This is a genomic window from Streptomyces radiopugnans, from assembly GCF_900110735.1.
Classification (GTDB): Bacteria; Actinomycetota; Actinomycetes; order Streptomycetales; family Streptomycetaceae; genus Streptomyces; species Streptomyces radiopugnans.
Window position 1 is genome coordinate 643019 of sequence record NZ_FOET01000001.1, and the last position, 24260, is coordinate 667278.

Below are 24260 nucleotides of genomic sequence, written 5' to 3' on the forward strand. Positions count from 1 at the left end.
CCCGTGGCGCCACGCCGCGTCATCAAGGGGGGAACGTTCTGTTCCCGCCTTCGGTTCCGGTGCGGAGTTTTCCCGGAAAAAACGAACGGCCCTGCCTGCCGGTCGAGTTGGGGAAGAAGTCGGCTGCCGCCCGGATTTCGCAGGGAAATGGCGCGGTGTCGTGGGGAGTGTCCCGTTCCGCGGCTTCCGTGTCGCCATTCCCGTGTGTGGGAAGGCGGGGCGTGCCGGTGCCGAGGCCGTGTGTCAGGCGGCCCGGATCGGGAAGGACGCCCGGATCGTCTTGCCCTCGCCCGGGTGGAGGGTGACGGTGACGTCGGTGGCCAGCTCGCGCACCAGCAGCCAGCCGAAGCCGCCGGGGACGGAGGGGTTTATCTGGACCGTCCTCGGCCGCCGGACGCTGGCGTCCGAGACCTCCACCAGTACGCCGCCCTCCACGGAGTCCAGGCGGAAGTCCGTCACCCCTCCTGCGTGGCGGACCGCGTTGGACACCAGCTCCGAGACGCCCAGCAGCACGGCGTCCACATCGGCCTTCGACGCGTTCGGCTCGGCCGCCCGGAGGAAACCGCGCGTTATCTCCCGCGCCCGGTCCCCGGACTGCGGTGAGCGGTTCGTCAATCGCTCCGGTGGGCGGCCTTCCCTGTGCATCGGTCCTCCTCGGTTCAGAGCTGCTTTCCCAACTCCACTGCATCGTCTGCCCCCCGAGTGCGCAGCCGAACACAATCGAATCCGATGATCCGGATTCCTCGCGGAAGGAGGAGGGGAATGCCACGAAGGTGTGCAACTACCTATGGCATATGCGTGACGAGAAAGGATGGCCGGCGCCCCCCGGACGCGAACGGGAGCGAACCCGCGGGAAGCCGCCGGAAGGGGGCTCCCGCCCGCCGGGCGGCGAGGCGGCGGCCGGACGGCGGACGCGGGTGACCACCCGCCTACACTTGGCCCGGTGTTCGCCCCCCTCCACATCGACGAAGAGCTGCGCGACGCGCTCGCCCGCCTCCTCGACGGGCTGCCGCCCCGGCAGGCCGCCGGGGCGGTCGAGCGGCTGATCACCGGCTACCGGGGGAACGCCGCCGGCGCCCCCGTCCTGCGCGACCGCGGCGACGTCGTCGCCTACGCCGCCTACCGCATGCCCGCCACCTTCGAGGCCGTCCGCGCCGCCCTGGACGCCCTCGCCGACCGGGCCCCGGAGCTGGATCCGGCCACCCACCTGGACGTGGGCGGGGGGACGGGCGCGGCCGTGTGGGCCGCCGCCGCGGTCTGGGGCGACGGTGCGGCGGACACCGGGGGAGCGCGGGCGACCACCGTGCTGGACCGCTCCGACCCGGCCCTCGCCCTCGGCCGCGAGCTGGCCGCCGGATCCGCCTCGGCCGCCCTTCGCGGGGCCGAGTGGCGGCAGGGGCGCATCGGCTCCGCGCCGGGACTGGACGCGGCCGACCTGGTCACCGTCTCCTACGTACTGAACGAGCTGCCCGAGGACGCCCGGCACCCGCTGGTGGACGCCGCCGCGGCGGCGGCCCGGCGGGCGGTGGTGGTCGTCGAGCCCGGCACCCCGGACGGCTACCGGCGGATCATCGAGGCGCGCGGACGGCTGATCGGCGCCGGGCTGCGCGTCCTGGCCCCCTGCCCGCACAGCGGCGCCTGCCCGATGCAGCCGGGCTCGGACTGGTGCCACTTCGCCGCCCGCGTCAGCCGCTCCTCCCTGCACCGGCAGGTGAAGGGGGGCTCGCTGGCGTACGAGGACGAGAAGTTCTCCTACGTGGCCGCCGTCCGCCCCGGCGCGGACGGCGGCCCGGGTGGTACGCCCGCCGCGGCGCGGATCGTGCGCAGGCCGCAGATCCGCAAGGGCCAGGTCCTGCTCGACCTGTGCACCGGACCGGACGCCGAACGCGGCGGGCTGCGGCGCGAGACCGTCACCAAGCGCCGCGGGCCGGCGTACCGCGCCGCCCGGGACGCGCACTGGGGCGACGCCTGGGACGACGGACGGGACGCCGGCGGGGACGAGGAGCGGGACGGCGGACAGGACGGCGGCGGGCGCTGACGGCCCGGCGGCGGGGGCGCGGGGCGGGACCCGCGGGAGCGGGAAGGCGATCGGCCCACCCGCTCCCCGCCCGTCAGCCCCAGCCCGGACCTGCCCCACCCGTCCAGCCCCCGCCCGGACCCGCGGCCCGGATCAGCCGCGCAGCTCCGCCGTGCAGCACTTCACACTGCCGCCGCCCTTGAGCAGCTCGCCCAGGTCGACGCCGATCGGCTCGTAACCGCGCTCGCGCAGCGGCTCGAACAGCCCCACCGCCGCCTGGGGCAGCAGCACGTGGCGCCCGTCGCTGACCGCGTTCAGGCCGAAGGCGCGGGCGTCGTCCTCCCCGGCGGTGATCGCATCGGGGAAGAGCCGGGCCAGCACCGCCCGGCTGCCGGGCGAGAACGCCCGCGGGTAGTACATGACGGCGTCGTCGCGGGTGTCGTCCAGCACGCACAGCGCCGTGTCCAGGTGGTAGAAGCGCGGGTCCACCAGATCCAGGCCGACGACCGGGCGGCCGAAGAACTCCTGCGCCTCCGGGTGGGACAGCGGACTGCTGCGGAAGCCGCGCCCGGCCAGCAGCCAGGAGGCGGTGACGGCGAAGTCGCCCTCGCCCTCGTTGACGTGTTCCGGCTCGCGCACCTCCGTGAAGCCCCGTTCCCGGTACCACTCCCGGTGCACCGCGGCCTCCCGCGCCCGCTCCGGATGGGCGAAGCGGGCGCCCAGCACCCGGCCGTCGACGACGAGCGCGCCGTTGGCGGCGTACACCATGTCGGGCAGCTCCGGGTCGGGCACCAGTTCCTCGACGGTGTGGCCGAGCGCGCGGTAGGTGTCGCGCAGGGACTCCCACTGGGCCACGGCCAGCGGGAGGTCCACGGGTTTGGCGGGATCCATCCACGGGTTGATGGAGTAGGTGACCGCGAAGTACGCCGGTGGGCACATCAGATAGCGGCGGGGTGTGTACACGGAGGGCTCCTCACAGGATCGCTGTGTGCCGGAGGTGTCGCGCTGTGTCAGCACATGGTCCACCCGGCCGGGCCCTCATGTCCCGCAGGATAGGAGGATTTCCGCTGTACGGCGCAGAACCGCCCCCGGCGGGGGCGGGCGGGCTGTGACCATCGCGACCGCCGTTCGATTACTCATCGGGGGCGCGGAAGGAGCAGGATGGAAACGGCCGCCCGGGATCCGCGGATTCCGCCCGGCCGAAGGCGCTCGGTTTCGTACCCTCGAAGCCCACGGCTCTGGTCGCGAGTGGAGCGGTACGCGGCCTCCGCTCCCCTCCCGCGAGGAGGGGTTCCCCAACCCGGAGGTCGCGGTCCGGACCGCCCCGATGCCTTGCGAGACTGGCCGAAAGCACCGCAAACCAGGGAAGTGATTCCCCCACAGGCCGAGGCCGGTGGTTCCCGCGCTAGGAGTCCGATGGAACGCGAAAGCAGATTCTCCCGGTGGCTGCGCCGACGCTCCCGCGGCGGTGCGCACGCGAGCGCCGTGCAGGAAGCGGCCCGCCTCCGGGAGGACCTGCTGCTGACGGCCGCCGCCGCGGGCTTCCCCCTGGCACCCGCCGCGCACCCCGAGGGCTACGGCTGCTCCTGCGACCGGATCGGCTGCCCCACCCCCGGCCGGCACCCGGTCTCCTTCGCCTGGCAGACGCAGGCCACCACCGACCCCGAGCAGATCGCCCGCTGGGCCGCCGGCCAGCCGTCGGCCAACTTCATCACCGCCACCGGCCGCACCCACGACGTGCTGGACGTGCCCGTGGGCGCGGGGCGGGCCGCGCTGGAGCGGCTGGAGGCCGAGGGCGTCGAGGTCGGGCCGGTGGCGGTGTGCGGCACCGATCCCTGGTCGGGGCGGATGCTGTTCTTCACCGCCACCCGCGGCACCCCGGACGACGAGGACGAGTGGTGGCCGTGCGAGCTGGACTGCCATCCCGAGACCCTGGACGACCATCCGGGCCTGCGGTGGCACTGCCGCGGCAGCTATGTGCTCGTACCCCCGGCCCGGCTGCCCGGCGACGACTCCGAATCGGCGGTGGGCTGGCTGCGCGCCCCCGAGCGTCCGCTGCCCGACCCGCTGACGATGCTGGAGGCGCTGACGGACGCGTGCGCCGCGCACGCGCAGGAGGAGCCGGACCACACCGCTCCCTGGCCGGTGCGCTGAACCGGCGCGCTGACGGCGCGCGGGCCGGGGCCGCCGCCGGGGTCACTCGCCCTTGGCGCCCGTCAGACGCTGGAGGCGGTACACCAGCGTGACCCTCGGGTCGTCGGCGTCGGCGGGGGGCACGGCCGCCGCCTGGAGGCCGAGGCGGACGTACGTCACCGACTGCTGCGGCGTGCCCTCCATCAGGGCCTTGACATAGGGGTCCTTGACCTGCGGCTTGTAGCCCTGGGGCACGGTCTGCCGCATCTGGTGGTGGGTGGTGAAGAAGACCAGCGCCCCGCCGTCCTCGGTGCGCAGCCCCACCGGCGCGAACCGCGCGTCCCGGGCCGGGAGGTCGGCCCACTGGGTGCGGGCGCCCGGGCTCGCCGCCGTCTTCCTCCGCTCCTGGCGCAGGGCGCTGGTCGCCGGGCCGTCGGCGAAGGCGTCGCCGCCCTCGCGCAGATAGTCCGTGTACGCCTTGCCCAGGTCCTTCGGCGCGACGGCCAGCCGGGCCGACGCGCCCGCGGGGACGGCCCGTACGTGGCCCTCGCCGTCCTCGGCGAACTCCGGCACGGCGGAGGCGTCCAGCACCGACAGATAGGACGCCTTCCACTTCTCCTCCACGCCGTTCCTGGTGAAGACCAGCAGCCAGCGCTTGCCGGGGCTCTGGCTGGAGGCGGTGTCGGCGACGAAGAACTTCGGCCAGCCGGCCTGCCGCGGTATCAGGAAGCGGGCGTCGGTCAGCTCCAGGTCCCGGTGGTCGGGGCTGCCGTCGGGGTGGACGGCGCGGCGGGCCCGCAGCCCGGCCTGGTCGACGGCGCCCAGCGCACCCGTCTCGATGGTGGCGTTAAGGGAGGCGTCGTGGGTGCGGTTGGCCTCGTTGTTGGTCTCGGTGAAGTGGTCGAGGACCTTCGCGGCCTCCGCCTCGGTCACCGCCGGGACCACGGCCCTCTCGCCGTGCACCGTGACGCAGCCCGGCAGTACCGCCAGTCCGGCCAGCACCGCCGCCAGCGCCACAGCGCCCCTGAGCCCACGCGCCCTCGTCCGCACTCTCCTCGACCCCTCCCGGACCATCACGAGGCTTTCGGCCCGAACCCTACCGGTGCCCCGCGGGGGCCGGACGACGGGACGGGCCGCGGACCGTCGCGGGGTGGCCCCGGCCCCTCCCCGCGACGGTCCGCGGGGAGGGGCCGGGAGCCGTCACACCGGCCGAACGGCGGCACGCCTCACGGCCGGCGTCAGGGCGCCGTGCAGGCGGCGCCGTCGAGCGTGAACGCGTCGGGGGCGGTGTTGCCGCCGTTCCAGGTGCCGGTGAAACCGATGGTCACCGAGCCGCCCGCCGGGATGTTCGCGGTGTACGAGGCGGGCTTGACGGTGACGGACGCCCCGCTCTGGCTCGGGGTGCCGCCCCACATGTTGGTGATGGTCTGGCCGTCGGCGAACCGCCAGCCCAGCGTCCAGCCGCCGATCGCGGACGAGCCGGTGTTGCGGACGGTCACCTCGCCCTGGAAGCCGCCCTGCCACTGGCCGACGATCCGGTAGGCGACCGAGCAGGAGCCCGGCGCGGGGTCGCCGCCCCGGCTCGTGGTGACGTTCACCGTCGCCGAGCGCTCGGAGCGGTTGCCCGCCGCGTCCCGCGCGTACACGGCGAAGGTGTAGGAGGTGCCGGCCGTCAGACCGGTGATCTGCGCCGAGGTGCCCGCGACGCTCCGCACGGCCGTCTCGGAGGCGCCGTCGACGCGCACCACGTCGTAGCCGGTCACCCCGGTGTCGTCGGAGGAGGCCGCCCAGGACAGGGCGACGCCGGTGGAGGTCACGCCGGAGGCCGCCGGGGCGCCCGGCCTGGTGGGGGCGGTGGTGTCGCCCGGACCGCCGGAGCCGCCGTAGACGGTGGCCTCCTTCGCGGTCGCGGCGATGCCGTTCGCGCCGTTGAAGAGGCGCTCGCCCCAGCTCGTCATGGCGTCCGGGTCGAAGCCCTCGACCATGTCCAGGTACTCGACGCCGCCGCCGTTGCCGCTCCAGGACCAGCCCAGGTAGCCCAGGCCGAGCTGCTCGGTGGTGGCCAGGATCGCGTCCTCGTCCGGGTTCCCGTCACTGTGGTCGTGACCGAACTCGCCCACCAGGATCGGCAGTCCGGCGTCGACGAAGCGGCCCAGGTAGTCCCGCACCTCGGCGGCGGTGTCGAAGACGCCGTACATGTGGACGGAGAACACGGTGTTGCGGTCGGGGTCGGCGGCGAAGACCGACCCGGCGTTGTCGCGCATGGTGAACGACCAGTCCTGGCCCCAGTTGGGGGCGTCGACCATCAGGGCGTGGTCGAACCCGGCGTCGCGCAGCTTCCGGATGGCGCCCCTGGTGTCGTCGGCCCAGCTCTGGTAGCCGCTGTTGCCGTGCGGCTCGTTGCCGATGTTGACGACGATGTAGTCCTCCTGGCCCTCCAGCGCGCTCTTGACGCTGATCCAGTAGTCCGCCGCCCGGTCCAGGGAGGCCGCGCCGCTCTGCTCGCCGTAGCCGGTGGTGTCGTGCACCTCCAGCACGCAGATCAGCCGGTTGGCCTTGCACTCGGAGACGACGTTCGCCACGTCGGAGGCGTCGTTGCGCGTCCAGCGGTCGCCGCTGCTGAGCACGACCCGCACGGTGTTGGCGCCCTTGGCCTTGATGTGGGCCAGGGAGTCGAGCTCGCCGGTGTACCAGGTGTGGGCGTGGTTGACGCCCCGCATCACGAAGTCGTTCCCGTTGCCCTCCAGCAGGCGCCCGCCGCTGACGTGGAGGCCGGTCGCGTCCTCCGGGGCGGCCTGCGCGGCCTGGCCCAGGCCGGACAGCGGCAGCAGTAAGCCGAGGAGGGCGCCCGAGGCGGCGGCCCTGCGGGTGGTGCGTGGTCTCATCTCTCACTCCAGTGAGCCGTATGACTGACAACGATGTCAGACCGGAGAGGGGCGAGCGCCCCGCGGTCTGGTGTGGAAGCGCTCCCAACCAATCGCCGACGCCGATGCCGCGTCAAGAGGTGTGACACGGATCGGTTCCGGATCCGTCAGGCGCTGAGCGGGAACTCCTCGCCCAGCTCGCGGAAGACGGCGGTGTTCAGCGCGAAGGCGCGCCGGCACTCCTCGGCGATCCGCTGCTTCTCCAGGTCGTCCACCGGCACCGCGTCCAGCGCCGCCCGGTACTCGCGCTTGAACGCGGCCGGGTTGTCGATCCCCTCGAAGACGTAGAAGCGCACACCGTCGCCCTTGCGCGCGAAGCCCCAGGCCTTCTCGGCCTTGCCCCGGATGATCTGGCCGCCGGACAGATCGCCCAGGTAACGGGTGTAGTGGTGCGCGACGTAACCGCCCGGCCACTCGCGGACCAGGCGGGCGACCCGCCCGGCGTACGCGGCCGTCGCGGGCAGCGGGACCAGCGACCCGCGCCAGCCCTCCCCGCCGTGCAGATGGGTCAGATCGCGCTCCAGGGAGGCGGTACGGGCCAGCTCGGGCCGCAGGAACGGTCCTGCCACCGGATCACCGGCCAGCCCCTCCGCCCCGTCCTCCAGCGCGCGGTAGACGAACCACAGCTGCTCGGTGTAGCGCCGGTAGGCATCCACCCCCAGCCTGCCGCCCAGCAGGGCGCCCATGAACGCGGACCCCTCCGCCTCCGTGTGCTGCTGCCGGGAGGCCTCGCGGATGAGGACGGAGAACGGAGTCGTGGCGGACGCGACCAAGGCGGGCCTCCGGGGACCAGACGGCGAAGAGGACGGCACCACCGGGATGCCGCCGGACCCGACCGATTCTCGCCGACCGGACCCGCAAGTCAACGTCTTCCCGACAGCTTGTCGGAAAACCGTCAGGGAAGCGTCAGGATCTCGGCCCCCGAGTCGGTGACGACGAGCGTGTGCTCGAACTGAGCCGTCCGCTTCCGGTCCTTGGTCACCACCGTCCAGCCGTCCTGCCACATCTCCCACTCGTGCGTGCCCAGCGTCAGCATCGGCTCGATGGTGAACGTCATGCCGGGCTTCATCACCGTCGTCGCCCGCGGGTCGTCGTAGTGGGGGATGATCAGGCCGGAGTGGAACGAGCTGTTGATGCCGTGCCCGGTGAAGTCGCGCACCACCCCGTACCCGAAGCGCTTGGCGTACGACTCGATGACCCGTCCGATGACGTTGATCTGCCGGCCCGGCCGCACCGCCTTGATCGCGCGGTTCAGCGACTCCCGCGTCCGCTCCACCAGCAGCCGCGACTCCTCGTCCACGTCCCCGCACAGGTAGGTGGCGTTGTTGTCCCCGTGCACACCGTGGATGTACGCGGTCACGTCCAGGTTCACGATGTCGCCGTCGCGCAGGACGGTGGAGTCCGGGATGCCGTGGCAGATGACCTCGTTGACCGAGGTGCACAGCGACTTGGGGAACTTCCGGTACCCCAGCGTCGAGGGGTAGGCGCCGTGGTCGCACAGGTACTCGTGCGCGACCTCGTCCAGCTTGTCGGTGGTCACGCCGGGGGCGATGTGCCTCGCGGCCTCCGCCATGGCGCGGGCGGCGATCCGCCCCGCGATCCGCATCTTCTCGACCGTTTCGGAGTCCTGCACCTCGGGGCCGGTGTACGGCGTGGGGGCGTCCTTGCCCACGTACTCCGGGCGGGGGATCGAGGCGGGCACGTTGCGGTGCGGGGAGAGGGTGCCGGGAACGAGAAGCGACTGGCCAGACATGTGCGCGAGTCTAACCGCGGTAGGCGGCGCCCAGGCGGGGCAGCATGGATCACATGGCACTCTTCAAGCGCAAGGCGACCGGCAAGCCCGGCGAGTGGTTCTACTGCCTGGAGCACCACGAGGTCGAGGAGGGGCCCGAGTGCCCGGCCAAGGACCGCATGGGGCCGTACACCTCCCGCACCGAGGCCGAGCACGCGATGGAGACCGCCCGCGAACGCAACGTCCAGTGGGAGAACGATCCCCGCTGGAGCGACCCCGCTGCGCGGGGCGACGCGGACTGACGGGGTGCGCCGTCCCGGCGCCCGCGCCGGGCCACCGGCGGGACGCGGCCCCATGCCGTCCCCGCACTCCCCCACGTCCGCACCCGGGCGACGGCCTCGTACCGCCTCCGCGCCCGGGGGCGCGCCACCGTCCGTCCGCACCCGGCCCCCACCGCACCCCGGTCCACGCTCAGATGTCGGTGAGCCGCACTCCCGCGTGCGCCTTGTAACGCCGGTTGACCGAGATCAGGTTGGCGACCAGCGACTCCACCTGGTGCGCGTTGCGCAGCCGGCCAGCGAACACGCCGCGCATCCCCGGGATGCGCCCCGCCAGCGCCTGGACGATCTCGCAGTCGGCCCGTACCTCCCCCAGCACCATCACGTCGGTCTCGATCTCCTCGATCTCCGGATCCCGCAGCAGGACGGCCGACAGGTGGTGGAAGGCCGCGGTCACCCGCGAGTCCGGCAGCAGGGCGGCCGCCTGCTCCGCGGCGCTGCCCTCCTCCGGCTTCAGGGCGTAGGCGCCCTTCTTGTCGAAGCCGAGCGGGTTGACGCAGTCCACGACGAGCTTGCCCGCCAGTTCCCCGCGCAGGCTCTCCAGCGTCGCGGCGTGCCCCTCCCACGGCACCGCGACGATCACCACGTCGCTGCGGCGTGCGCACTCGGCGTTGTCCGCGCCCTCCACGCCCAGGCCCAGCTCCTCGGCCGCGGCCCGCGCCCGCTCGGCGGTCCGTGAGCCGAGGATCACCTTCTGGCCGGCCCGGGCCAGCCGGTACGCCAGGCCGCGACCCTGGTCACCGGTGCCGCCCAGCACACCGACCACCAGGCCGGAGACGTCCGGCAGCTCCCAGGGGTCCTTGGCGGGGGCCTTCTTCGGGGCGTCTGCGGAAGCATCGTTCGAGGTCATGCTTCCGATCCTGCCAGGGGCCCGGTGAACGGGCACCACCAGGGTTTACGGGCCGGGGTGCGGGCGGACGGTGGCGCGCCCCCGGGCGCGGGGGCGGTACGAGGCCGCGTTCCGCCGGTGGCCGGACGCGGAGGCGGTGCCGGGCCACGCCGGTGGCCCGGCGCGGGCGCGGGGACGGCGCCCCGGCGCGGGGACGGTGGGGGCGGATGGGGGACAATGGGACCGTCGTAACGCCGCAACCCCTGGAGCCCGACCCCATGGCCCCCTCGTCCCCGACCCGACGACTCCCCCTGTTCGCCCTGGTCGTCTGCGGCCTCGCCGTCGTCGCGGCGGTGGTGTCCTTCGCGAAGGGGGCCTGGCCGGTGGGGATCGTCTGGGTCCTGCTGGCCGGGCTGTCGTCCAACATGGCCTGGTACTACGTGCGCCGCGCCAGGCTGGAGCGGGCCGCGGCCGAGGCGAACGGCGTCAACGGGGGATGAAGACGTTCCGGGGCTCGCCCTCCCAGAAGCGGAAGTACTCCAGCCCGTAGGCGACCTCCTGCCAGGAGACGCCCAGGGCCTCCATCACGGTGTCGATGCCGCTCCAGAAGACGGCGTTGACCTCCGGGATCCACAGGCAGGCGAAGACCGCGAGGAGGCCGAAGGGGGCGAAGGGCTCCATTTGGCGGCGGGCCCTGGGCGAGAGCCACGGTTCGAGGACGCCGTAGCCGTCCAGGCCGGGTACGGGCAGGAAGTTGAGGATCGCGGCCGTGACCTGGAGCATCGCCAGGAAGGCCAGCGCGCAGCGGAACGCGATCGGCGCGCCGTCCAGCAGGCCCAGGAGGAAGGGCGCGGCCAGGGCGAGGGCGAGGGCGGCGTTGACCAGCGGCCCGGCCGCCGAGATCAGGCTGTGCTTGAGCCGGCCGCGGACGCGGTCGCGCTCGATGAAGACCGCGCCGCCGGGGAGGCCGATGCCGCCCATGATCACGAAGACCACGGGCAGGACGATGCTCAGCAGGGCGTGGGTGTACTTGAGGGGGTTCAGGGTGAGGTAGCCCTTGGCCCCGACGGATATGTCGCCGCCGTGCAGCGCGGTGCGCGCGTGCGCGTACTCGTGCAGGCACAGGGAGACGATCCAGGCCGAGACCACGAAGAGGAACACCGCGACGCCGGTGTTCGCCGCGTAGTCCGCCCACACGCCCCAGGCCGACACCCCCATGACGGTGACGAGCCCCAGGAACACGGGGCTGACCTGTCTGTTCATGGGGCCCGACCGTACCCGGCGCGATCGCCGGGGCGCGAGCCAGGGGCCCGCGCCCCGGTCGGCCTACTGCGCGCTGATGTCGATCGTGCGCCGCTTGCCCTGGGGCGACTTCGGGATGCGCACCGCGAGCACCCCGTCGGCCAGGTCGGCCGAGACCGCCTCGTCGTCGATGTCGTGCGGGACCATGGTGCGGTAGGAGAACCGGCCGGTGCGGCGGCTGAGCACCTTCCCGTGGTGCTCCTCCTGGAGTTCGCCGGTGATGTGCAGCTCGTTGGCGTCCAGTTCCACCGAGACGTTCTCGCGCGGGATGCCGGGCAGCTCGGCCCGCACCAGGTAGGCGTCCTCGGTCTCCTCCTCCTCGACCAGGGGCACCCAGGGCCGCTCGCCGGTGGGCGTGGTGCCCTGCTGGAAGAACCGGCCCACCTCGGACCACAGGTTCTCGAACTCGCTGCGCGGGTCGCGCCAGCCCCAGCCCGGCTGCTGCCGTGCCGGACGGTGGGCGCCCTCTCCGCGCCGTACTGGCATCTTCACGGGAGTGTCTCCCTCCTCGTCGCCTGTTGGTGCGCCGAGGCGGGTATCCGGGCAGGGCCGAACATAACGGGCGGCCCGCCGACAGGGCCCGAAGGCCGTCGGCGGGCCGCCGCGGGAGGACCGGTGGCGGCCGGTGGGGGAGGGCCGGCCGTGCCGCCGGTCAGTGGAAGGTGTGCTCCTCGGCGGGGAAGGCGGAGCCGACCACGTCCTGGGCGAACTCGCGCGCCGCGTCGCCGAGCGTCTCGCGCAGCCGCGCGTACTGCTTGACGAAGCGCGGCATCCGGCCGGACGTCATACCGGCCATGTCCGTCCAGACCAGCACCTGGGCGTCGCAGTCCGGGCCGGCGCCGATGCCGATGGTCGGGATGCTCAGGGAGCGGGTGACCTCGGCGGCCAGTTCCGCCGGGACCATCTCCATGACGAGGGCGAAGGCGCCGGCGTCCTGGGCGGCCTTGGCGTCGCGCAGCAGCCGGTGGGCGGCCTCTTCGCCGCGGCCCTGGACGTAGTACCCGCCCAGCGCGTTGACCGACTGCGGGGTCAGGCCCAGGTGGGACATCACGGGGATGCCGGACTGCACGAGCAGCTCGGTCTGGGCCAGCGAGCGCTCGCCGCCCTCCAGCTTCACAGCGCCGGCGCCGGCCTCCTTCACCAGCCGGGTGGCGTTGCGCAGGGCCTGGACGGGGCCCTCCTGGTAAGAGCCGAAGGGAAGGTCGGCGACGACCATCGCCCGCCGGGTGCCGCGTACGACGGCTGCGGACATCATGGCCATCTGCTCCATGGTGACGGGCACCGTGCTGTCGTAGCCGAGGTGGCAGTTGCCCGCCGAGTCCCCGACGAGCAGGACGGGGATGCCCGCCTCGTCGAAGACGGACGCGGTCATCGCGTCGTACGCGGTGAGCATGGGCCACTTCTCGCCGCGCTCCTTGGCGGCGGCCAGGTCCCTCACGGTGATGCGTCGCTGCTGCGTTCCGCCGTACAGCGCCTTGCTGCTGCTGTCGGCCGCCTGCTGCTGGGCATGCGTCATTGCGCCGGCTCCTGTGTTCGTCGTCTCGAGGCGCCCTCACGGCGTCCCCGGATCCGCGTCCATGGTGGCACTCCCGCCGGGCAGGAGGGAAGAGGGGCCGCTGCGGTGCGACACGGGAGAGCACATAACGATACGAGACGGATCCGTATCGTAAGCGCCTATGCTGGGCCGCATGAGCGCAGCGAGCCCCGCAGCACCACCGCAACCGACGGTCCCGGAGGCCGTGCACCGCAGGCGCTGGGCGATCCTGGCCGCCCTGATGTTCAGCCTGCTGATCGTCGTGCTGGACAACTCGATCCTCAACGTCGCGATGAAGACCATCGCGACCCCGCCCCCCACCGGCCTCGGCGCCACCCAGAGCCAGCTCGAATGGGCGATCAACTCCTACACCCTCGTCTTCGCGGGACTGCTGTTCACCTCGGGCCTGCTGGGGGACCGCTACGGGCGCAAACGGGTGCTGCTGGCGGGCCTGGCGCTGTTCGGCGTCGGCTCGGTGCTGGCCGGGCTGTCCGACTCGCCCGGCGAGCTGATCGCCTTCCGCGCGCTGATGGGCTTCGGCGGCGCCTTCGTGATGCCCTCGACGCTCGCCATCCTGATGAACGTCTTCGAACGCGACGAGCAGCCCAGGGCCATAGGGATCTGGGCCGGGGGCGTCGGCCTGGCCATCGCCATAGGGCCCATCACCGGCGGCGTGCTGCTGGAGCACTTCTGGTGGGGCTCGGTCTTCATGGTCAACGTGCCCATCGTGATCGCCGCGCTGATCGCGATGGCCGTGCTGGTCCCCGAGTCCAGGGACCCCGCGCCCGGCCGCCCCGACCCCCTGGGCGTACTGCTGTCGGTCGTCGGCCTGGTGCTGCTGGTCTACGGCATCATCAAGGGCGGCCAGCTCGCCGACTTCACCGACCCCGAGGTGCTGCTCACGGCGGGCGGCGGCATCGCCGTCCTGGCCGGCTTCGTGCTCCACGAGAAGCGCAGCGACCATCCGGCCCTGGACATCGGCTACTTCCGCAACCCGGCCTTCTCGGCCGCCGTCACCGCCGTGGCGCTGGTCTTCTTCGCGCTGATGGGCGTGACCTTCTTCATGGTCTTCTACACCCAGAGCGTGCGCGGCTACACCCCGCTCCAGACCGGTCTGCTGCTGCTCCCGCTGGCCGTCGCGCAACTGGTCTTCGCCCCCCGGGCCCGGCTGGCCGTGGAGCGCTTCGGCGCCCGCGCCACCTGCACGGGCGGCATGCTGGTGATCGCCGCGACCATGGCGTCGTTCCTGCTGCTGGACACCGACACCCCGATCTGGATCCTCGAGGTGCTCTTCTTCCTCCAGGGCGCCGGGATGGCGCACATCATGCCGCCCGTCACCGTCACGGTCATGCAGTCGCTGCCGCGCCGGAAGGCGGGCTCCGGCTCGGCGGTCAACAACGTCTTCCGGCAGGTCGGCGGGGCGCTGGGCGTCGCGGTGCTGGGCTCGCTGCTCTCGGCGGCCTACCGGGGCCGGATCGACGGCGAACTGGCCGGGGTGCCGGGTCTGTCCGAGGGCGCCCGGCACGCGGCGGGGGAGTCCATCGAGGCCACCCGGGCGCTGGCGGAGCGGATGGGTCCGGCGGGCCGGGCGCTGGCCGAGCGGGCCGACGAGGCGTTCGTCCAGGCCATGCACATCACGGTCGTGGCCTCCGCCGCCGTCGCCCTGGCCGGTGCGGTCGTCGTCGCGCTCTTCATGCCGGGCAGGCGCGGCGCGCCGGGCGGCTCGGACGGGGCGCGGGGGCCGGAGGAGGGCGAGAGGCACCGGGGGAGGGGCCGGGAGGAGAGCAAGGGCGAGCAGGGCGGGAAGGACGAGGGGGAGGTGCGCGAAGAGGCCGAAGATGCGAGTGTGCCCGGGGCGGGGCGCGAGCGGGACGCCCTGGAGGCGGAGGTGGAGCGGTGACGGAGGAGGGGACCGCGGTGGTGCGCGCCGTGCGCGGCAGGCCGCGCAGCGCGGCCGCCGACCGGGCGATCATCGGGGCGGTCCTGCGGCTGCTGGAACGCGGGATCGGCGTCGGAGCGCTGTCCATTGAGGGGATCGCCCGTGAGGCGGGCGTGGGCAAGGCGACCGTCTACCGCCGCTGGCCCGGCAAGGACGAGCTGCTGCTGGACGTCATGCGGGCCCTGGACGAGCCCCCGCCCGAGGTGCGCGGCCGGTCCGTGCGGGAGGATCTGGTGGAGATCCTGGAGGGGCTGCGGCGCAAGGGCCTGGCCAAGCGGGACTCGGCGCTGCTGCGCACCATGATGAGCCACTTCCACAGCCATCCGAGGTTGTGGCAGGAGTACCACGACACCGTGATCCGCGCCCGCCGGGAGACGCTGCACGCGGTGCTGAGACGCGGCGTGGCCGAAGGCGAGATCCGCGCGGACCTGGACGTCGAGCTGCTGGGGGAGCTGTTCGTCGGGCCGATGCTGTCGCGGGCGCTGCTGCACGAGTGGCGGGAACTGCCCGAGGGACTGTCCGAGCAGATCGTGGACGGGGTGCTGGACGGCGCCCGGCCGCGCGGCTGAGGGGGCCGGTTCTCCGCCGTCCGTCTTCCGCCGCCCGCCGCCCGCCGTCCGTCTTCCGCCTTCCGGTGGTGCGGTGCCGGGGGTTGGGGCGGGGGTGCTCCCGATGGCTGTGCGTGCGCGCACGCGGGTCTGTGCGCCGTGCCGGAATGTGCGTGTTTCGTTACAGTGGCGGGTGCTGCCGAAAGGTCAGGAACCCGCCGCAGGACCGCGTTCGTCCTGGCAGACGTACAGGCGTACGGGCCGCCCGGTGCGGCCGGCGCGCCCAGCAAGCAAGACCGGCCGCCACCCGGGACGCCGGACCGGGGCGGCGGCCTCGCGACGACGGCAAGTGAGGACGGCGGATGGCACGGGCGTACATGACCGAGGCGGAGTCGGAGACGGCGCGGGGCGAGGTGGACGGGCGCCCTGGTCCCGCCCCCTCCTCCGCCGTCCGGTTCCGGCGCGTGATCGCCCGGCTGGGCGGTGAGGGCCGGTGGCGCCGCGGCCTGCTGCTCGCGCTGTTCTCCGTGCTGGTCGCGCTGCTGATGGCGCTGCACTCCAGGGTGCCCAACCGGGTCGGCAACCTGGGCAGCCTGCTGGAGACCTTCCTGCCGTGGGTCGGTCTGGCGATCCCCCTGCTGCTCCTGGCCGCGCTGCTGCGCCGCTCGGCCACCGCGCTGGTGGCGCTGCTGCTGCCCGCGGTGGTCTGGGTGGACATGTTCGGCGGCCTGGTCACGGACAAGCGCGGCACCGGCGGGGACCTGACGGTGGTCACCCACAACGTCAACGCCGACAACCCCGACCCCGCCGGTACCGCGCGGCAGTTGGCGCGCAGCGGCGCCGAGGTGCTGGCCCTCCAGGAGCTGCCGGGCCGGTCGGTGGCGGAGTACGAGAAGGCGCTGGCGGACGCCTACCCCCACCACACGGTGCAGGGCACGGTCGGGCTGTGGAGCAAGTACCCGATCGACGACGCCGGGCCGGTGGACATCGGGATCGGCTGGACGCGGGCGATGCGCGCCACCGTCGCCACGCCGAAGGGGGACGTCGCCGTGTACGGCGCGCACCTGCCGTCGGTGCGGGTGAAGTTCGAGGCGGGGTTCACCGCCCGCCAGCGCGATGTCGCCTCCGACCTGCTGGGCGAGGCCATCGTGGCGGAGCCCGTCGGACGGGTGGTGCTGCTCGGCGATCTCAACGGGACGATGAACGACCGGGCGCTGGCGTCCGTCACATCCCAGATGCGCTCCACGCAGGGCGCGGCGGGCGACGGGTTCGGGTTCAGCTGGCCGGCGTCGTTCCCGATGGCCCGGATCGACCAGATCATGGTGAAGGGGGTCGAGCCGGTGTCGTCGTGGACGCTGCCGCCGACCGCCAGTGACCACCTGCCGCTGGCGGCGTCGGTGCGCTGGTAGAGCTGAGGGGCGGGCCGGGGCGGGCGAGCGCCCGGGTCGGTTCCGGTTCCGGGTTCGGCCGCGGAGGGCCCTTGGCTTCCGGAGGGCGGCCCGCCCCGTGTGGGGCGGGCCGTCCGCTGCTTGTAGCACGGCTGTCACCTATTTGTTTTGTCTAGGAACAAAAAGACTGCGAGACTTGGTCGCATCCGGAGCACACCGACTCCGTTTCTCCGTCCCGCTGCGCATCCACCCCTCGCGTCGAAAGGCTCTCCCATGCCCCTGGCCCTGCTCGCCCTGGCGGTCGCGGCCTTCGGGATCGGCACCACGGAGTTCGTGATGATGGGCCTGCTGCCCAACGTCGCGGACGACCTGGGCGTCTCCGTGCCCACCGCCGGCCATCTCGTCTCCGCCTACGCCATCGGCGTCGTCATCGGCGCCCCGCTCCTGGCCGCGGTCGGGGTCCGCGTTCCGCGCAGGCGGATGCTGATCGCGCTGATGGGACTGTTCACCATCGGCAACCTCGCCTCCGCCCTCGCTCCCGGATACGGCACGCTGCTGGCCGGGCGGGTGCTGGCCGGGCTGCCGCACGGCGCGTTCTTCGGGGTCGGCGCGGTCGTCGCCGCCCGCCTGGTGCGGGAGGGTCGGCAGGCGCGGGCCGTGGCCACGATGTTCCTGGGGCTGACCGTGGCCAACATCGTCGGCGTGCCCGGCGGTACGGCGCTGGGGCAGCAACTGGGGTGGCGCGCGACCTTCCTGGTCGTCACCGTGATCGGGCTGGTCGCGATGGGGGCGCTGGCGGCGCTGGTGCCGCACCTGCCGTTGGAACGGCGCGGCGGTGGGGCGGGGGACGCCGGCGCCGGTGGCGCGGTCCGTGAGTTGCGCCGCGAGGTTCGGGCGCTGGGGGACCGGCAGGTGCTGCTCGGGCTGCTGACGGCCGTCTTCGGGTTCGCGGGCGTCTTCGCCCTCTACAGCTACCTCGCCTCTATGGTCACCGAGGTCACCGGGATGGCCGAGTCGTCGGTCACGGTCGTGCTGGCGCTCTTCGGTGTGGGCATGACGCTGGGGGCACTGGCCGCGGGGCCGCTGACCGACCGTGCGCTGCGGCCCACGCTGTACGGGGCGCTGGGCGCGCTGGCGCTGGTGCTGGTGGCCTTCCGGTTCACGGTCCACGTGCCGTGGGCGGCGATGGCGACCGTGGTGGTGATCGGTGCGGTGGGGTTCATGACCACCACGCCGCTGCAGATGCTCGTGATGGAGAAGGCGCGCCACGCGCCGACGCTCGCCGCGGCCTCCAACCACTCCGCGTTCAACCTGGCGAACGCGGGCGGCGCGTGGGCCGGCGGCACGGCCATCGCGGCGGGCTGGGGATGGACGTCCCCGGCGCTGGTGGGCGCCGCCCTGGCGGTGGCGGGCCTGGTGATCGCCGTGGTGGCGGGGGTGCTGGACCGGGGGACGTCCACCGGGCGGCGGTCGCGGGTGGTGGCTCGCGGGGCGGGTGCGCGCGAGGCGGGTGGCCGCGAGGCCGGCGACCGGGTCCGCTGAGGCCGGAGCCGGCGGGTGTGCGGGTGCGGAAGGTGAGGTCCGGGTCCCGCCGTTCCCCGGGTGCGGCGCGGGCGCCCCGGTGGTGGGGCGCCCGCCGTCGCGGGGGCCCGCGTCAGCCGGTCTCGCGCCAGTGGTTGGTGATCGGCAGGCGGCGGTCCTTGCCGAAGCCCTTCGCGGAGATCTTCGTGCCCGGCGGGTACTGCCGCCGCTTGTACTCGGCGGTGTCCGTCATGCGCAGGACGCGGGTGACGGTCTCCTTGTCGAAGCCCTCGGCGATGATCTCCTCCCGTCCCCGGTCCAGGTCCACGTACAGCTCCAGGATCCGGTCCAGGACGTCGTAGTCGGGGAGGGAGTCGGTGTCCACCTGGTCCGGGCGCAGTTCCGCGCTCGGCGGCTTGGAGATGGAGTTCTCCGGGATCGGCGGGGTCTCGCCGCGTTCGGCCGCGGCCTTGTTGCGCCAGCGGGCGAGGCGGAAGACGGTCGTCTTGTAGACGTCCTTGATCGGGCCGTACGCGCCGACCGAGTCGCCGTAGAGGGTCGAGTAGCCGACCGCCAGTTCGGACTTGTTGCCCGGCGCGAGCACGATGTGGCCCTCCTGGTTGGACAGGCCCATCAGCAGGGTGCCGCGCAGCCGGGCCTGGAGGTTCTCCTCCGCCAGGCCGGTGAGGTGCAGTGACTCCATGTACGCGTCGAACATCGGGACGATCGGCACGGTGCGGAAGTTGAGGCCGGTGCGGCGGGCCAGTTCGGCCGCGTCTTCCTTGGAGTGCTCCGAGGAGTAGCGCGAGGGCATGGAGACGCCGTACACGTTCTCCGGGCCGATCGCGTCGCAGGCGATGGCGGCGGTCAGGGCGGAGTCGATGCCGCCGGACAGCCCGATGAGCACCGAGCGGAAACCGTTCTTCAGGACGTAGGCGCGCAGACCCGTGACGAGGGCGGTGTAGATCTCCTCGTCGTCGTCCATGCGGGGGGCCTCGGCCCCGGTGACCTGCGGCTCGTACGGGGGGAGGGGGGAGGCGGAGAGGGTGCGGTGGTCGATGCGCAGGCCGTCGGAGACGTTGCCTGAGGGGGGCTCGGGCGCGGCGGCGGGCAGGTCGAGGTCGAGGACGACGCAGCCCTCCTCGAACTGCGGCGCCCGCGCGACGACCTCGCCGTCGGCGGAGACGACGATCGAGTCGCCGTCGAAGACCAGGTCGTCCTGGGCGCCGACCATGGCCAGGTAGGCGGTGGTGCAGCCCGCCTCGCGGGCCCGGCGGCGCACCAGGTCCAGGCGGGTGTCGTCCTTGTCGCGCTCGTAGGGGGAGGCGTTGACGGACAGGAGCAGGCCCGCCCCGGCGGCGCGGGCGGCGGGCACCCGGCCGCCGTCCTGCCAGAGGTCCTCGCAGATCGCCAGGGCCACGTCGATGCCGTGCACCCGGATCACGGGCAGGGTCTCGCCGGGGACGAAGTAGCGGAACTCGTCGAAGACCCCGTAGTTGGGAAGGTGGTGCTTGGCGTAGGTCAGCACGACCTCGCCCTCGTGGAGGACGGCCGCGGCGTTCCGGGGCGCGCCGGCGGGCTGGCCGTAGCGGGGCTGGGCCTCCTCCGCCCGGTCGAGGTAGCCGACGACCACGGGCAGCCCGCCCAGCCCCTCGTCGGCCAGGCGGGCGGCGAGGGCGGTGAGGGCGGACCGGCTGGCCTGGACGAAGGACGGGCGCAGGGCCAGGTCCTCGACGGGGTAGCCGGTGAGCATCATCTCGGGGAACGCCACGAGGTGCGCCCCCTGCTCGGCGGAGTGCCGCGTCCAGCGGACGACCGCGTCCGCGTTCCCGGCGAGGTCGCCGACGGTGGAGTCGATCTGGTTCAGGGCGAGTCGTAGCTGAGGCACACGGTCAGTCTAATCGTCGTACTGACGCGATCCCGGGAGGCGGGGGATCGGCCGGGATACCGCGTGTCGCACCCGTTCGTGTGAAGGTCGCCGCCTGTGCGATCGCCGGGATCCCCGTCTGCGTCATCGCCGGTCGCCGCAACCGCCGGGTGCATGTGCTGACCGAGCCGGAGTACGGGGAGTACCGGGTGCACGCGGCGCATCCGCCGGGGGAGTCCTTCACGCTGCCGGAGTCGGTGGGCGCGCCGGTGACGCTGGAGGTGGACCGGGTGCTGGGGCCGGGGTAACGGCTCCGGAGGGTTGTCGTGAGGGGCCCGTGCGGCCACACTGGGAGCGCTCCCAGTGCGGATGGAAGGAGGCCTCGGTGAGCCGGAACAGTGGCGGGCCGTTCGTACGGCCGTACCGGCCGCAGGACCGGGAGGCGGTGTACGACGTGTGCGTGCGCACCGCCGACGCGGGCGGCGACGCGCGGGGCATCTACCGGGACCCCGACCTGATGGGCGACCTCTTCGCCGGGCCGTACGTGTGGCTCGGGCCGCACCTGGCCTTCGTGCTGGACGACGGCGGGCGCGCGGTCGGGTACGCCGTCGGCACCGCCGACACCGCGGCGTTCGCCGAGGCGTTCCGGCGCGAGTGGCTGCCGCGCGTGGTCGGCAGGCGTCCGAGGGCGCGGAAACCGGTCACGCCGGACGAGCGGATGACCGAGCTGCTGTACACCCCCGAGCGGATGGTGCTGCCCGAACTCGCCGACCACCCGGCGCACCTCCACATCGACATCCTCCCCGCGTACCAGCGCGCGGGGCACGGAAGGGCGCTGATGCGCGCGCTGCTGGACGCCCTGCGCCGGGAGGGGGCCGGGCGCGTCCACCTGGGCATGCTGACGGCGAACACCGGCGCACGGCGCTTCTACGACCGCCTCGGATTCCGCGAGCTGGCGGTGGCCGATCCCGGCCCGCTCACCTATCTGGGCAGGTCCACGGAGACCGGGTCGGCGTAATGTGACGGTAACCCCTCACCGTGATACTGGTGTGCGGGCCGCTCCTTTCCCGGGCGGTACGGGGGAGGGCCGTCTGACCAGCGAGGATGGGTGACCATGGACAAGCAGCAGGAATTCGTGCTCAGGACGCTCGAGGAGCGCGACATCCGGTTCGTCCGGCTGTGGTTCACCGACGTCCTGGGCTTTCTGAAGTCCGTCGCCGTCGCGCCCGCGGAGCTCGAGCAGGCCTTCGACGAGGGCATGGGCTTCGACGGGTCCGCGATCGAGGGCTTCGCCCGTGTCTACGAGTCCGACATGATCGCCAAGCCCGACCCGAGCACGTTCCAGATCCTGCCCTGGCGCGCCGAGGCCCCCGGCACCGCGCGGATGTTCTGCGACATCCTGATGCCGGACGGCTCCCCCTCCTACGCCGACCCCCGCTACGTCCTCAAGCGGGCCCTGAACAAGACCTCCGACCTGGGCTTCACCTTCTACACCCACCCCGAGATCGAGTTCTTCCTGCTCAAGGACAAGCCGGTGGACGGCACCCGGCCCACCCCGGCCGACTCCTCCGGCTACTTCGACCACACCCCGCAGCACGTCGGCCAGGACTTCCGCCGCCAGGCGATCACCATGCTGGAGTCGATGGGCATCTCGGTGGAGTTCTCCCACCACGAGGGCGCCCCGGGGCAGCAGGAGATCGACCTGCGGTACGCCGACGCCCTGTCGACGGCCGACAACATCATGACGTTCCGGCTGGTGATGAAGCAGGTCGCGCTGGAGCAGGGGGTGCAGGCGACCTTCATGCCCAAGCCGTTCTCGGAGTTCCCCGGCTCCGGGATGCACACCCACCTGTCGCTGTTCGAGGGCGACCGCAACGCCTTCCACGAGTCCGGCGCCGAGTACCAGCTCTCCAAGGTCGGCCGCTCCTTCATCGCCGGGCTGCTCAGGCACGCCGGGGAGATCTCCGCCGTCACCAATCAGTGGGTCAACTCCTACAAGCGCATCTGGGGCGGGGCCCAGCGCACCGCGGGCGCCGGCGGCGAGGCGCCCTCCTACATCTGCTGGGGGCACAACAACCGCTCCGCGCTGATCCGCGTGCCGATGTACAAGCCCGGCAAGATGGGCTCCACCCGGATCGAGGTCCGCTCCCTGGACTCCGGCGCCAACCCCTACCTGGCCTACGCGGTGCTGCTCGCCGCCGGGCTGAAGGGCATCGAGGAGGGCTACGAACTCCCCGCCGGCGCCGAGGACGACGTGTGGGCCCTGTCGGACGCCGAACGCCGCGCGATGGGCATCGAGCCGCTGCCGCAGAACCTGGGCGAGGCGATCGCGCTGATGGAGCGCAGCGAGCTGGTCGCCGAGACCCTGGGCGAGCACGTCTTCGACTTCTTCCTGCGCAACAAGAAGCAGGAGTGGGAGGAGTACCGCTCCGAGGTCACCGCCTTCGAGCTGCGCAAGAACCTGCCGGTGCTGTAAGCGCAGGTCAGAAAGGGTTTCCAGCTACAGCAGCACTCAGGGCCAGCGGCCGTACGCCGCTGGCCCTGAGCCACTTCACCCGTCCTGGGCCGTCTGTGGGCCGTCCGGCGGTGAAACGGCGCTCTCGTACACGCTGTCCACGGCCCTCCTCGTACGCCTCTCGCTGCTCGGCATCAGGTGCGTGTACACCCGCAGCGTGAAGCCCGCATCGGAGTGACCGAGGTACGTGCTCAGCGCCTTGATGTTCTCCCCGGCGTCCAGCAGCACCGACGCGTAGAAGTGCCGTAGCGCATGCATGCCGTGTTCGCGCGCCGCTTCGTACCGCTCGCCTTCCTCGGGCTGCGGGAGGATCCCGGCCGCTGCAAGGGCGGGCTTCCACACCCGGGTGTTGAAGTCGGTCCGGCGGACCGCTCCGCCACCGGACAGGGAGAAGAACAGCCGCTTCGTCACCGGCTGACCGTCCGGCCGTAGCCACGGAAGCGTGACCTCGGATGGCGGGTGCACGTCCTGGTGCCGCTTCAGGGCGTGCCCTACGTGCTCGGGCAGCGGTACGTCACGCTCCTTGCCGCGCTTCGGCGGGCCGAAGACGAGGTGGCCGTTGACCACCTTCACCTGACAGGCGACGCGCAGCCATCCGGTGTCGAACCCCACTTCGTCCACCGGGAGTCCGAAGATCTCCCCCTGCCGCAGACCACAGCCTGCCCCGACATCGACCATCGCGCGGTAGCGCTCGGGCAGCGCGGCCCGGACGGCGAACACCTGCTCAGCGGTCCAGGGCTGTACGCGGGGAGGAGACGGCCGAGGGGCCCGTACCGTGCGGGCACGGCACGGGTTCTTCGTGAGGTGGCCATCGTCCACGGCCGCGCTCAGGACGGCTGAGACGCTGTTGAAGATGACGCGCCGGTACGAGGAGACCGGGAGTGCGCGCTCCAGGGTGCTCAGCCAGTCGCGGATGTGGGAGGGCTGGAAAGAGCCCAGCGGCCGGGACCCGAGATAGGGAAAGGCGTGTCGACGGAGCTGCACTTCGACCGCCGTGCGCGTCGTCATGTCGGTGGTCTGCGCCGTGAGCCACTTCTCGGCGTACTGCCGGAAGGTGGTCCGGCCGACGGCCGGGTCGATGTAGTGCCCGCGGGACATGTCGGCCTCGATGTGGGCAAGCCACTGCTCGGCAAGGCGCTTCTGCCGGTCGGGGAAGGACTTGGACTTCTCGGTGCCGTCAGGGCCGACGTAGCGGGCGCGGTAGCGCATGCCGGTGCCGTAGCGGTTCGTTCTGACGCGTCGGGGCTTGCCGTCGGGGCCGGACTCGGTCTTGTACCAGCGGTCTTGGATGTGACCTGCCATGCGGTGTGCGTGGTCCCTTCATGGGAGCGCCGCGGGGCGGGACCGGCGAGGGTTCCGCCCCGCGGCGATGTGCTCGGTTGTGGGTGCTCAGGCGGCCGTGTCGGTGGCCATGCGCTCGGCGGCCCAGTTGCGGACGGCTACGGGGTCGTAGCGCAGGTGCTTGCCGACCCGGAATCCGGGTGGGCCGGTGCGCTTCTTGCGCCAGGCGTAGACGGTCTCCAGGGGGACGCCGAACAACCTGGCGATGTCGTCGGGAGTCAGGTAGCGGTCCGGGAGTCCGGCCCGCAGCGCGGTGGTGGCGGATGCCATGCGGTGATCTCTCCTCCGTGGCGCCGGGAAGGGAGAGAGGCCCTCTCCCCGTAGGTCCGCTA

Annotated in this window: 23 protein-coding genes and 1 pseudogene; 11 read left to right on the forward strand and 13 right to left on the reverse strand. The window is 72.9% G+C overall.

Translation table 11 applies throughout. From position 1 onward, the window contains the following. Window positions 1-243: 243 nt before the first annotated feature. On the reverse strand, window positions 244-615 hold the full coding sequence (locus BMY40_RS27870) for an ATP-binding protein (protein ID WP_177213844.1): 372 nt from the start codon (window positions 613-615) through the stop codon (window positions 244-246). A gap of 328 nt (window positions 616-943) precedes the next feature. Between BMY40_RS27870 and BMY40_RS02805 the strand changes: the two genes are divergently transcribed. Beyond that, on the forward strand, window positions 944-2038 hold the full coding sequence (locus tag BMY40_RS02805; protein ID WP_245769800.1) for a small ribosomal subunit Rsm22 family protein: 1095 nt from the start codon (window positions 944-946) through the stop codon (window positions 2036-2038). A 132-nt stretch (window positions 2039-2170) separates the two neighbouring features. Here the strand turns inward: BMY40_RS02805 and ddaH are convergent, their stop codons facing one another. Further along, entirely contained in the window at window positions 2171-3031 is an 861-nt protein-coding gene (ddaH, locus tag BMY40_RS02810) for a dimethylargininase (protein WP_342745055.1), read from the reverse strand. A gap of 402 nt (window positions 3032-3433) precedes the next feature. Here ddaH and BMY40_RS02815 point away from each other — a divergent pair, with 402 nt between their 5' ends. Beyond that, window positions 3434-4171, forward strand: coding sequence for a bifunctional DNA primase/polymerase (locus BMY40_RS02815; protein ID WP_093654934.1), 738 nt, complete (start codon window positions 3434-3436; stop codon window positions 4169-4171). A gap of 42 nt (window positions 4172-4213) precedes the next feature. Here the strand turns inward: BMY40_RS02815 and BMY40_RS02820 are convergent, their stop codons facing one another. From BMY40_RS02820 to map, 4 genes are all read right to left on the reverse strand, one after another. Continuing rightward, a complete protein-coding gene (locus BMY40_RS02820; RefSeq protein ID WP_483883289.1) occupies window positions 4214-5200 on the reverse strand; it encodes an SCO2278 family lipoprotein in 987 nt (328 codons plus the stop codon). 188 nt (window positions 5201-5388) lie between these two features. Further along, window positions 5389-7035, reverse strand: coding sequence for a cellulase family glycosylhydrolase (locus BMY40_RS02825; RefSeq protein WP_093654938.1), 1647 nt, complete (start codon window positions 7033-7035; stop codon window positions 5389-5391). Between the two features lie 146 nt (window positions 7036-7181). Then, window positions 7182-7847 carry a biliverdin-producing heme oxygenase gene (locus BMY40_RS02830; RefSeq protein ID WP_093654940.1) on the reverse strand — a complete coding sequence of 222 codons (666 nt, stop codon included), beginning with the start codon at window positions 7845-7847 and terminating at the stop codon, window positions 7182-7184. 122 nt (window positions 7848-7969) lie between these two features. Further along, window positions 7970-8827, reverse strand: a complete 858-nt coding sequence (map, locus tag BMY40_RS02835; protein WP_093654942.1) for a type I methionyl aminopeptidase — start codon at window positions 8825-8827, stop codon at window positions 7970-7972. Window positions 8828-8880: 53 nt separating this feature from the next. Here map and BMY40_RS02840 point away from each other — a divergent pair, with 53 nt between their 5' ends. Beyond that, window positions 8881-9108: a hypothetical protein gene (locus BMY40_RS02840; protein WP_093654944.1), complete on the forward strand. Its 228-nt coding sequence runs from the start codon at window positions 8881-8883 to the stop codon at window positions 9106-9108. A gap of 169 nt (window positions 9109-9277) precedes the next feature. Here the strand turns inward: BMY40_RS02840 and npdG are convergent, their stop codons facing one another. Further along, window positions 9278-9994, reverse strand: a complete 717-nt coding sequence (npdG, locus tag BMY40_RS02845; protein ID WP_093654946.1) for an NADPH-dependent F420 reductase — start codon at window positions 9992-9994, stop codon at window positions 9278-9280. A 257-nt stretch (window positions 9995-10251) separates the two neighbouring features. Here npdG and BMY40_RS02850 point away from each other — a divergent pair, with 257 nt between their 5' ends. Further along, window positions 10252-10473, forward strand: coding sequence for a hypothetical protein (locus BMY40_RS02850; RefSeq protein ID WP_093654948.1), 222 nt, complete (start codon window positions 10252-10254; stop codon window positions 10471-10473). On the opposite strand, the gene BMY40_RS02855 is transcribed toward BMY40_RS02850, so the two are convergent. From BMY40_RS02855 to panB, 3 genes are all read right to left on the reverse strand, one after another. Beyond that, window positions 10460-11236, reverse strand: coding sequence for a site-2 protease family protein (locus tag BMY40_RS02855; RefSeq protein ID WP_093654950.1), 777 nt, complete (start codon window positions 11234-11236; stop codon window positions 10460-10462). The genes BMY40_RS02850 and BMY40_RS02855 overlap by 14 nt on opposite strands. Before the next feature lie 63 nt (window positions 11237-11299). Beyond that, window positions 11300-11761: an Hsp20/alpha crystallin family protein gene (locus BMY40_RS02860; protein ID WP_093655734.1), complete on the reverse strand. Its 462-nt coding sequence runs from the start codon at window positions 11759-11761 to the stop codon at window positions 11300-11302. 166 nt (window positions 11762-11927) lie between these two features. Continuing rightward, window positions 11928-12791 carry a 3-methyl-2-oxobutanoate hydroxymethyltransferase gene (gene panB / locus BMY40_RS02865; RefSeq protein ID WP_093654952.1) on the reverse strand — a complete coding sequence of 288 codons (864 nt, stop codon included), beginning with the start codon at window positions 12789-12791 and terminating at the stop codon, window positions 11928-11930. 172 nt (window positions 12792-12963) lie between these two features. Here panB and BMY40_RS02870 point away from each other — a divergent pair. From BMY40_RS02870 to BMY40_RS02885, 4 genes and pseudogenes are all read left to right on the forward strand, one after another. Next, window positions 12964-14562: pseudogene (locus tag BMY40_RS02870) on the forward strand (MFS transporter); the annotation flags it as partial. Window positions 14563-14705: 143 nt separating this feature from the next. Next, the gene (locus BMY40_RS02875; RefSeq protein ID WP_093654954.1) at window positions 14706-15317 is read left to right on the forward strand and encodes a TetR/AcrR family transcriptional regulator; all 612 of its coding nucleotides are present in this window, start codon (window positions 14706-14708) and stop codon (window positions 15315-15317) included. A 341-nt stretch (window positions 15318-15658) separates the two neighbouring features. Further along, window positions 15659-16705, forward strand: coding sequence for an endonuclease/exonuclease/phosphatase family protein (locus BMY40_RS02880; RefSeq protein WP_093654956.1), 1047 nt, complete (start codon window positions 15659-15661; stop codon window positions 16703-16705). A 252-nt stretch (window positions 16706-16957) separates the two neighbouring features. Next, the gene (locus tag BMY40_RS02885) at window positions 16958-18226 is read left to right on the forward strand and encodes an MFS transporter (protein WP_093654958.1); all 1269 of its coding nucleotides are present in this window, start codon (window positions 16958-16960) and stop codon (window positions 18224-18226) included. A 112-nt stretch (window positions 18227-18338) separates the two neighbouring features. Here the strand turns inward: BMY40_RS02885 and BMY40_RS02890 are convergent, their stop codons facing one another. Continuing rightward, window positions 18339-20093, reverse strand: a complete 1755-nt coding sequence (locus tag BMY40_RS02890) for an NAD+ synthase (RefSeq protein WP_093654960.1) — start codon at window positions 20091-20093, stop codon at window positions 18339-18341. 80 nt (window positions 20094-20173) lie between these two features. Between BMY40_RS02890 and BMY40_RS27875 the strand changes: the two genes are divergently transcribed. The 3 genes from BMY40_RS27875 (at window position 20174) to glnA (ending at window position 22548) form a co-directional block, all read left to right on the forward strand. Continuing rightward, on the forward strand, window positions 20174-20380 hold the full coding sequence (locus BMY40_RS27875; protein WP_093654962.1) for a PDDEXK family nuclease: 207 nt from the start codon (window positions 20174-20176) through the stop codon (window positions 20378-20380). Between the two features lie 77 nt (window positions 20381-20457). Next, window positions 20458-21090, forward strand: a complete 633-nt coding sequence (locus BMY40_RS02900) for a GNAT family N-acetyltransferase (RefSeq protein ID WP_093654964.1) — start codon at window positions 20458-20460, stop codon at window positions 21088-21090. Window positions 21091-21186: 96 nt separating this feature from the next. Next, window positions 21187-22548 (forward strand): type I glutamate--ammonia ligase, encoded by a 1362-nt coding sequence (gene glnA / locus BMY40_RS02905; RefSeq protein WP_093654966.1) that lies wholly within the window; start codon window positions 21187-21189, stop codon window positions 22546-22548. Between the two features lie 75 nt (window positions 22549-22623). Here the strand turns inward: glnA and BMY40_RS02910 are convergent, their stop codons facing one another. Then, a complete protein-coding gene (locus BMY40_RS02910) occupies window positions 22624-23889 on the reverse strand; it encodes a tyrosine-type recombinase/integrase (protein WP_093654968.1) in 1266 nt (421 codons plus the stop codon). 87 nt (window positions 23890-23976) lie between these two features. Next, on the reverse strand, window positions 23977-24198 hold the full coding sequence (locus BMY40_RS02915; RefSeq protein ID WP_093654970.1) for a helix-turn-helix domain-containing protein: 222 nt from the start codon (window positions 24196-24198) through the stop codon (window positions 23977-23979). Between the last annotated feature and the right edge of the window lie 62 nt (window positions 24199-24260).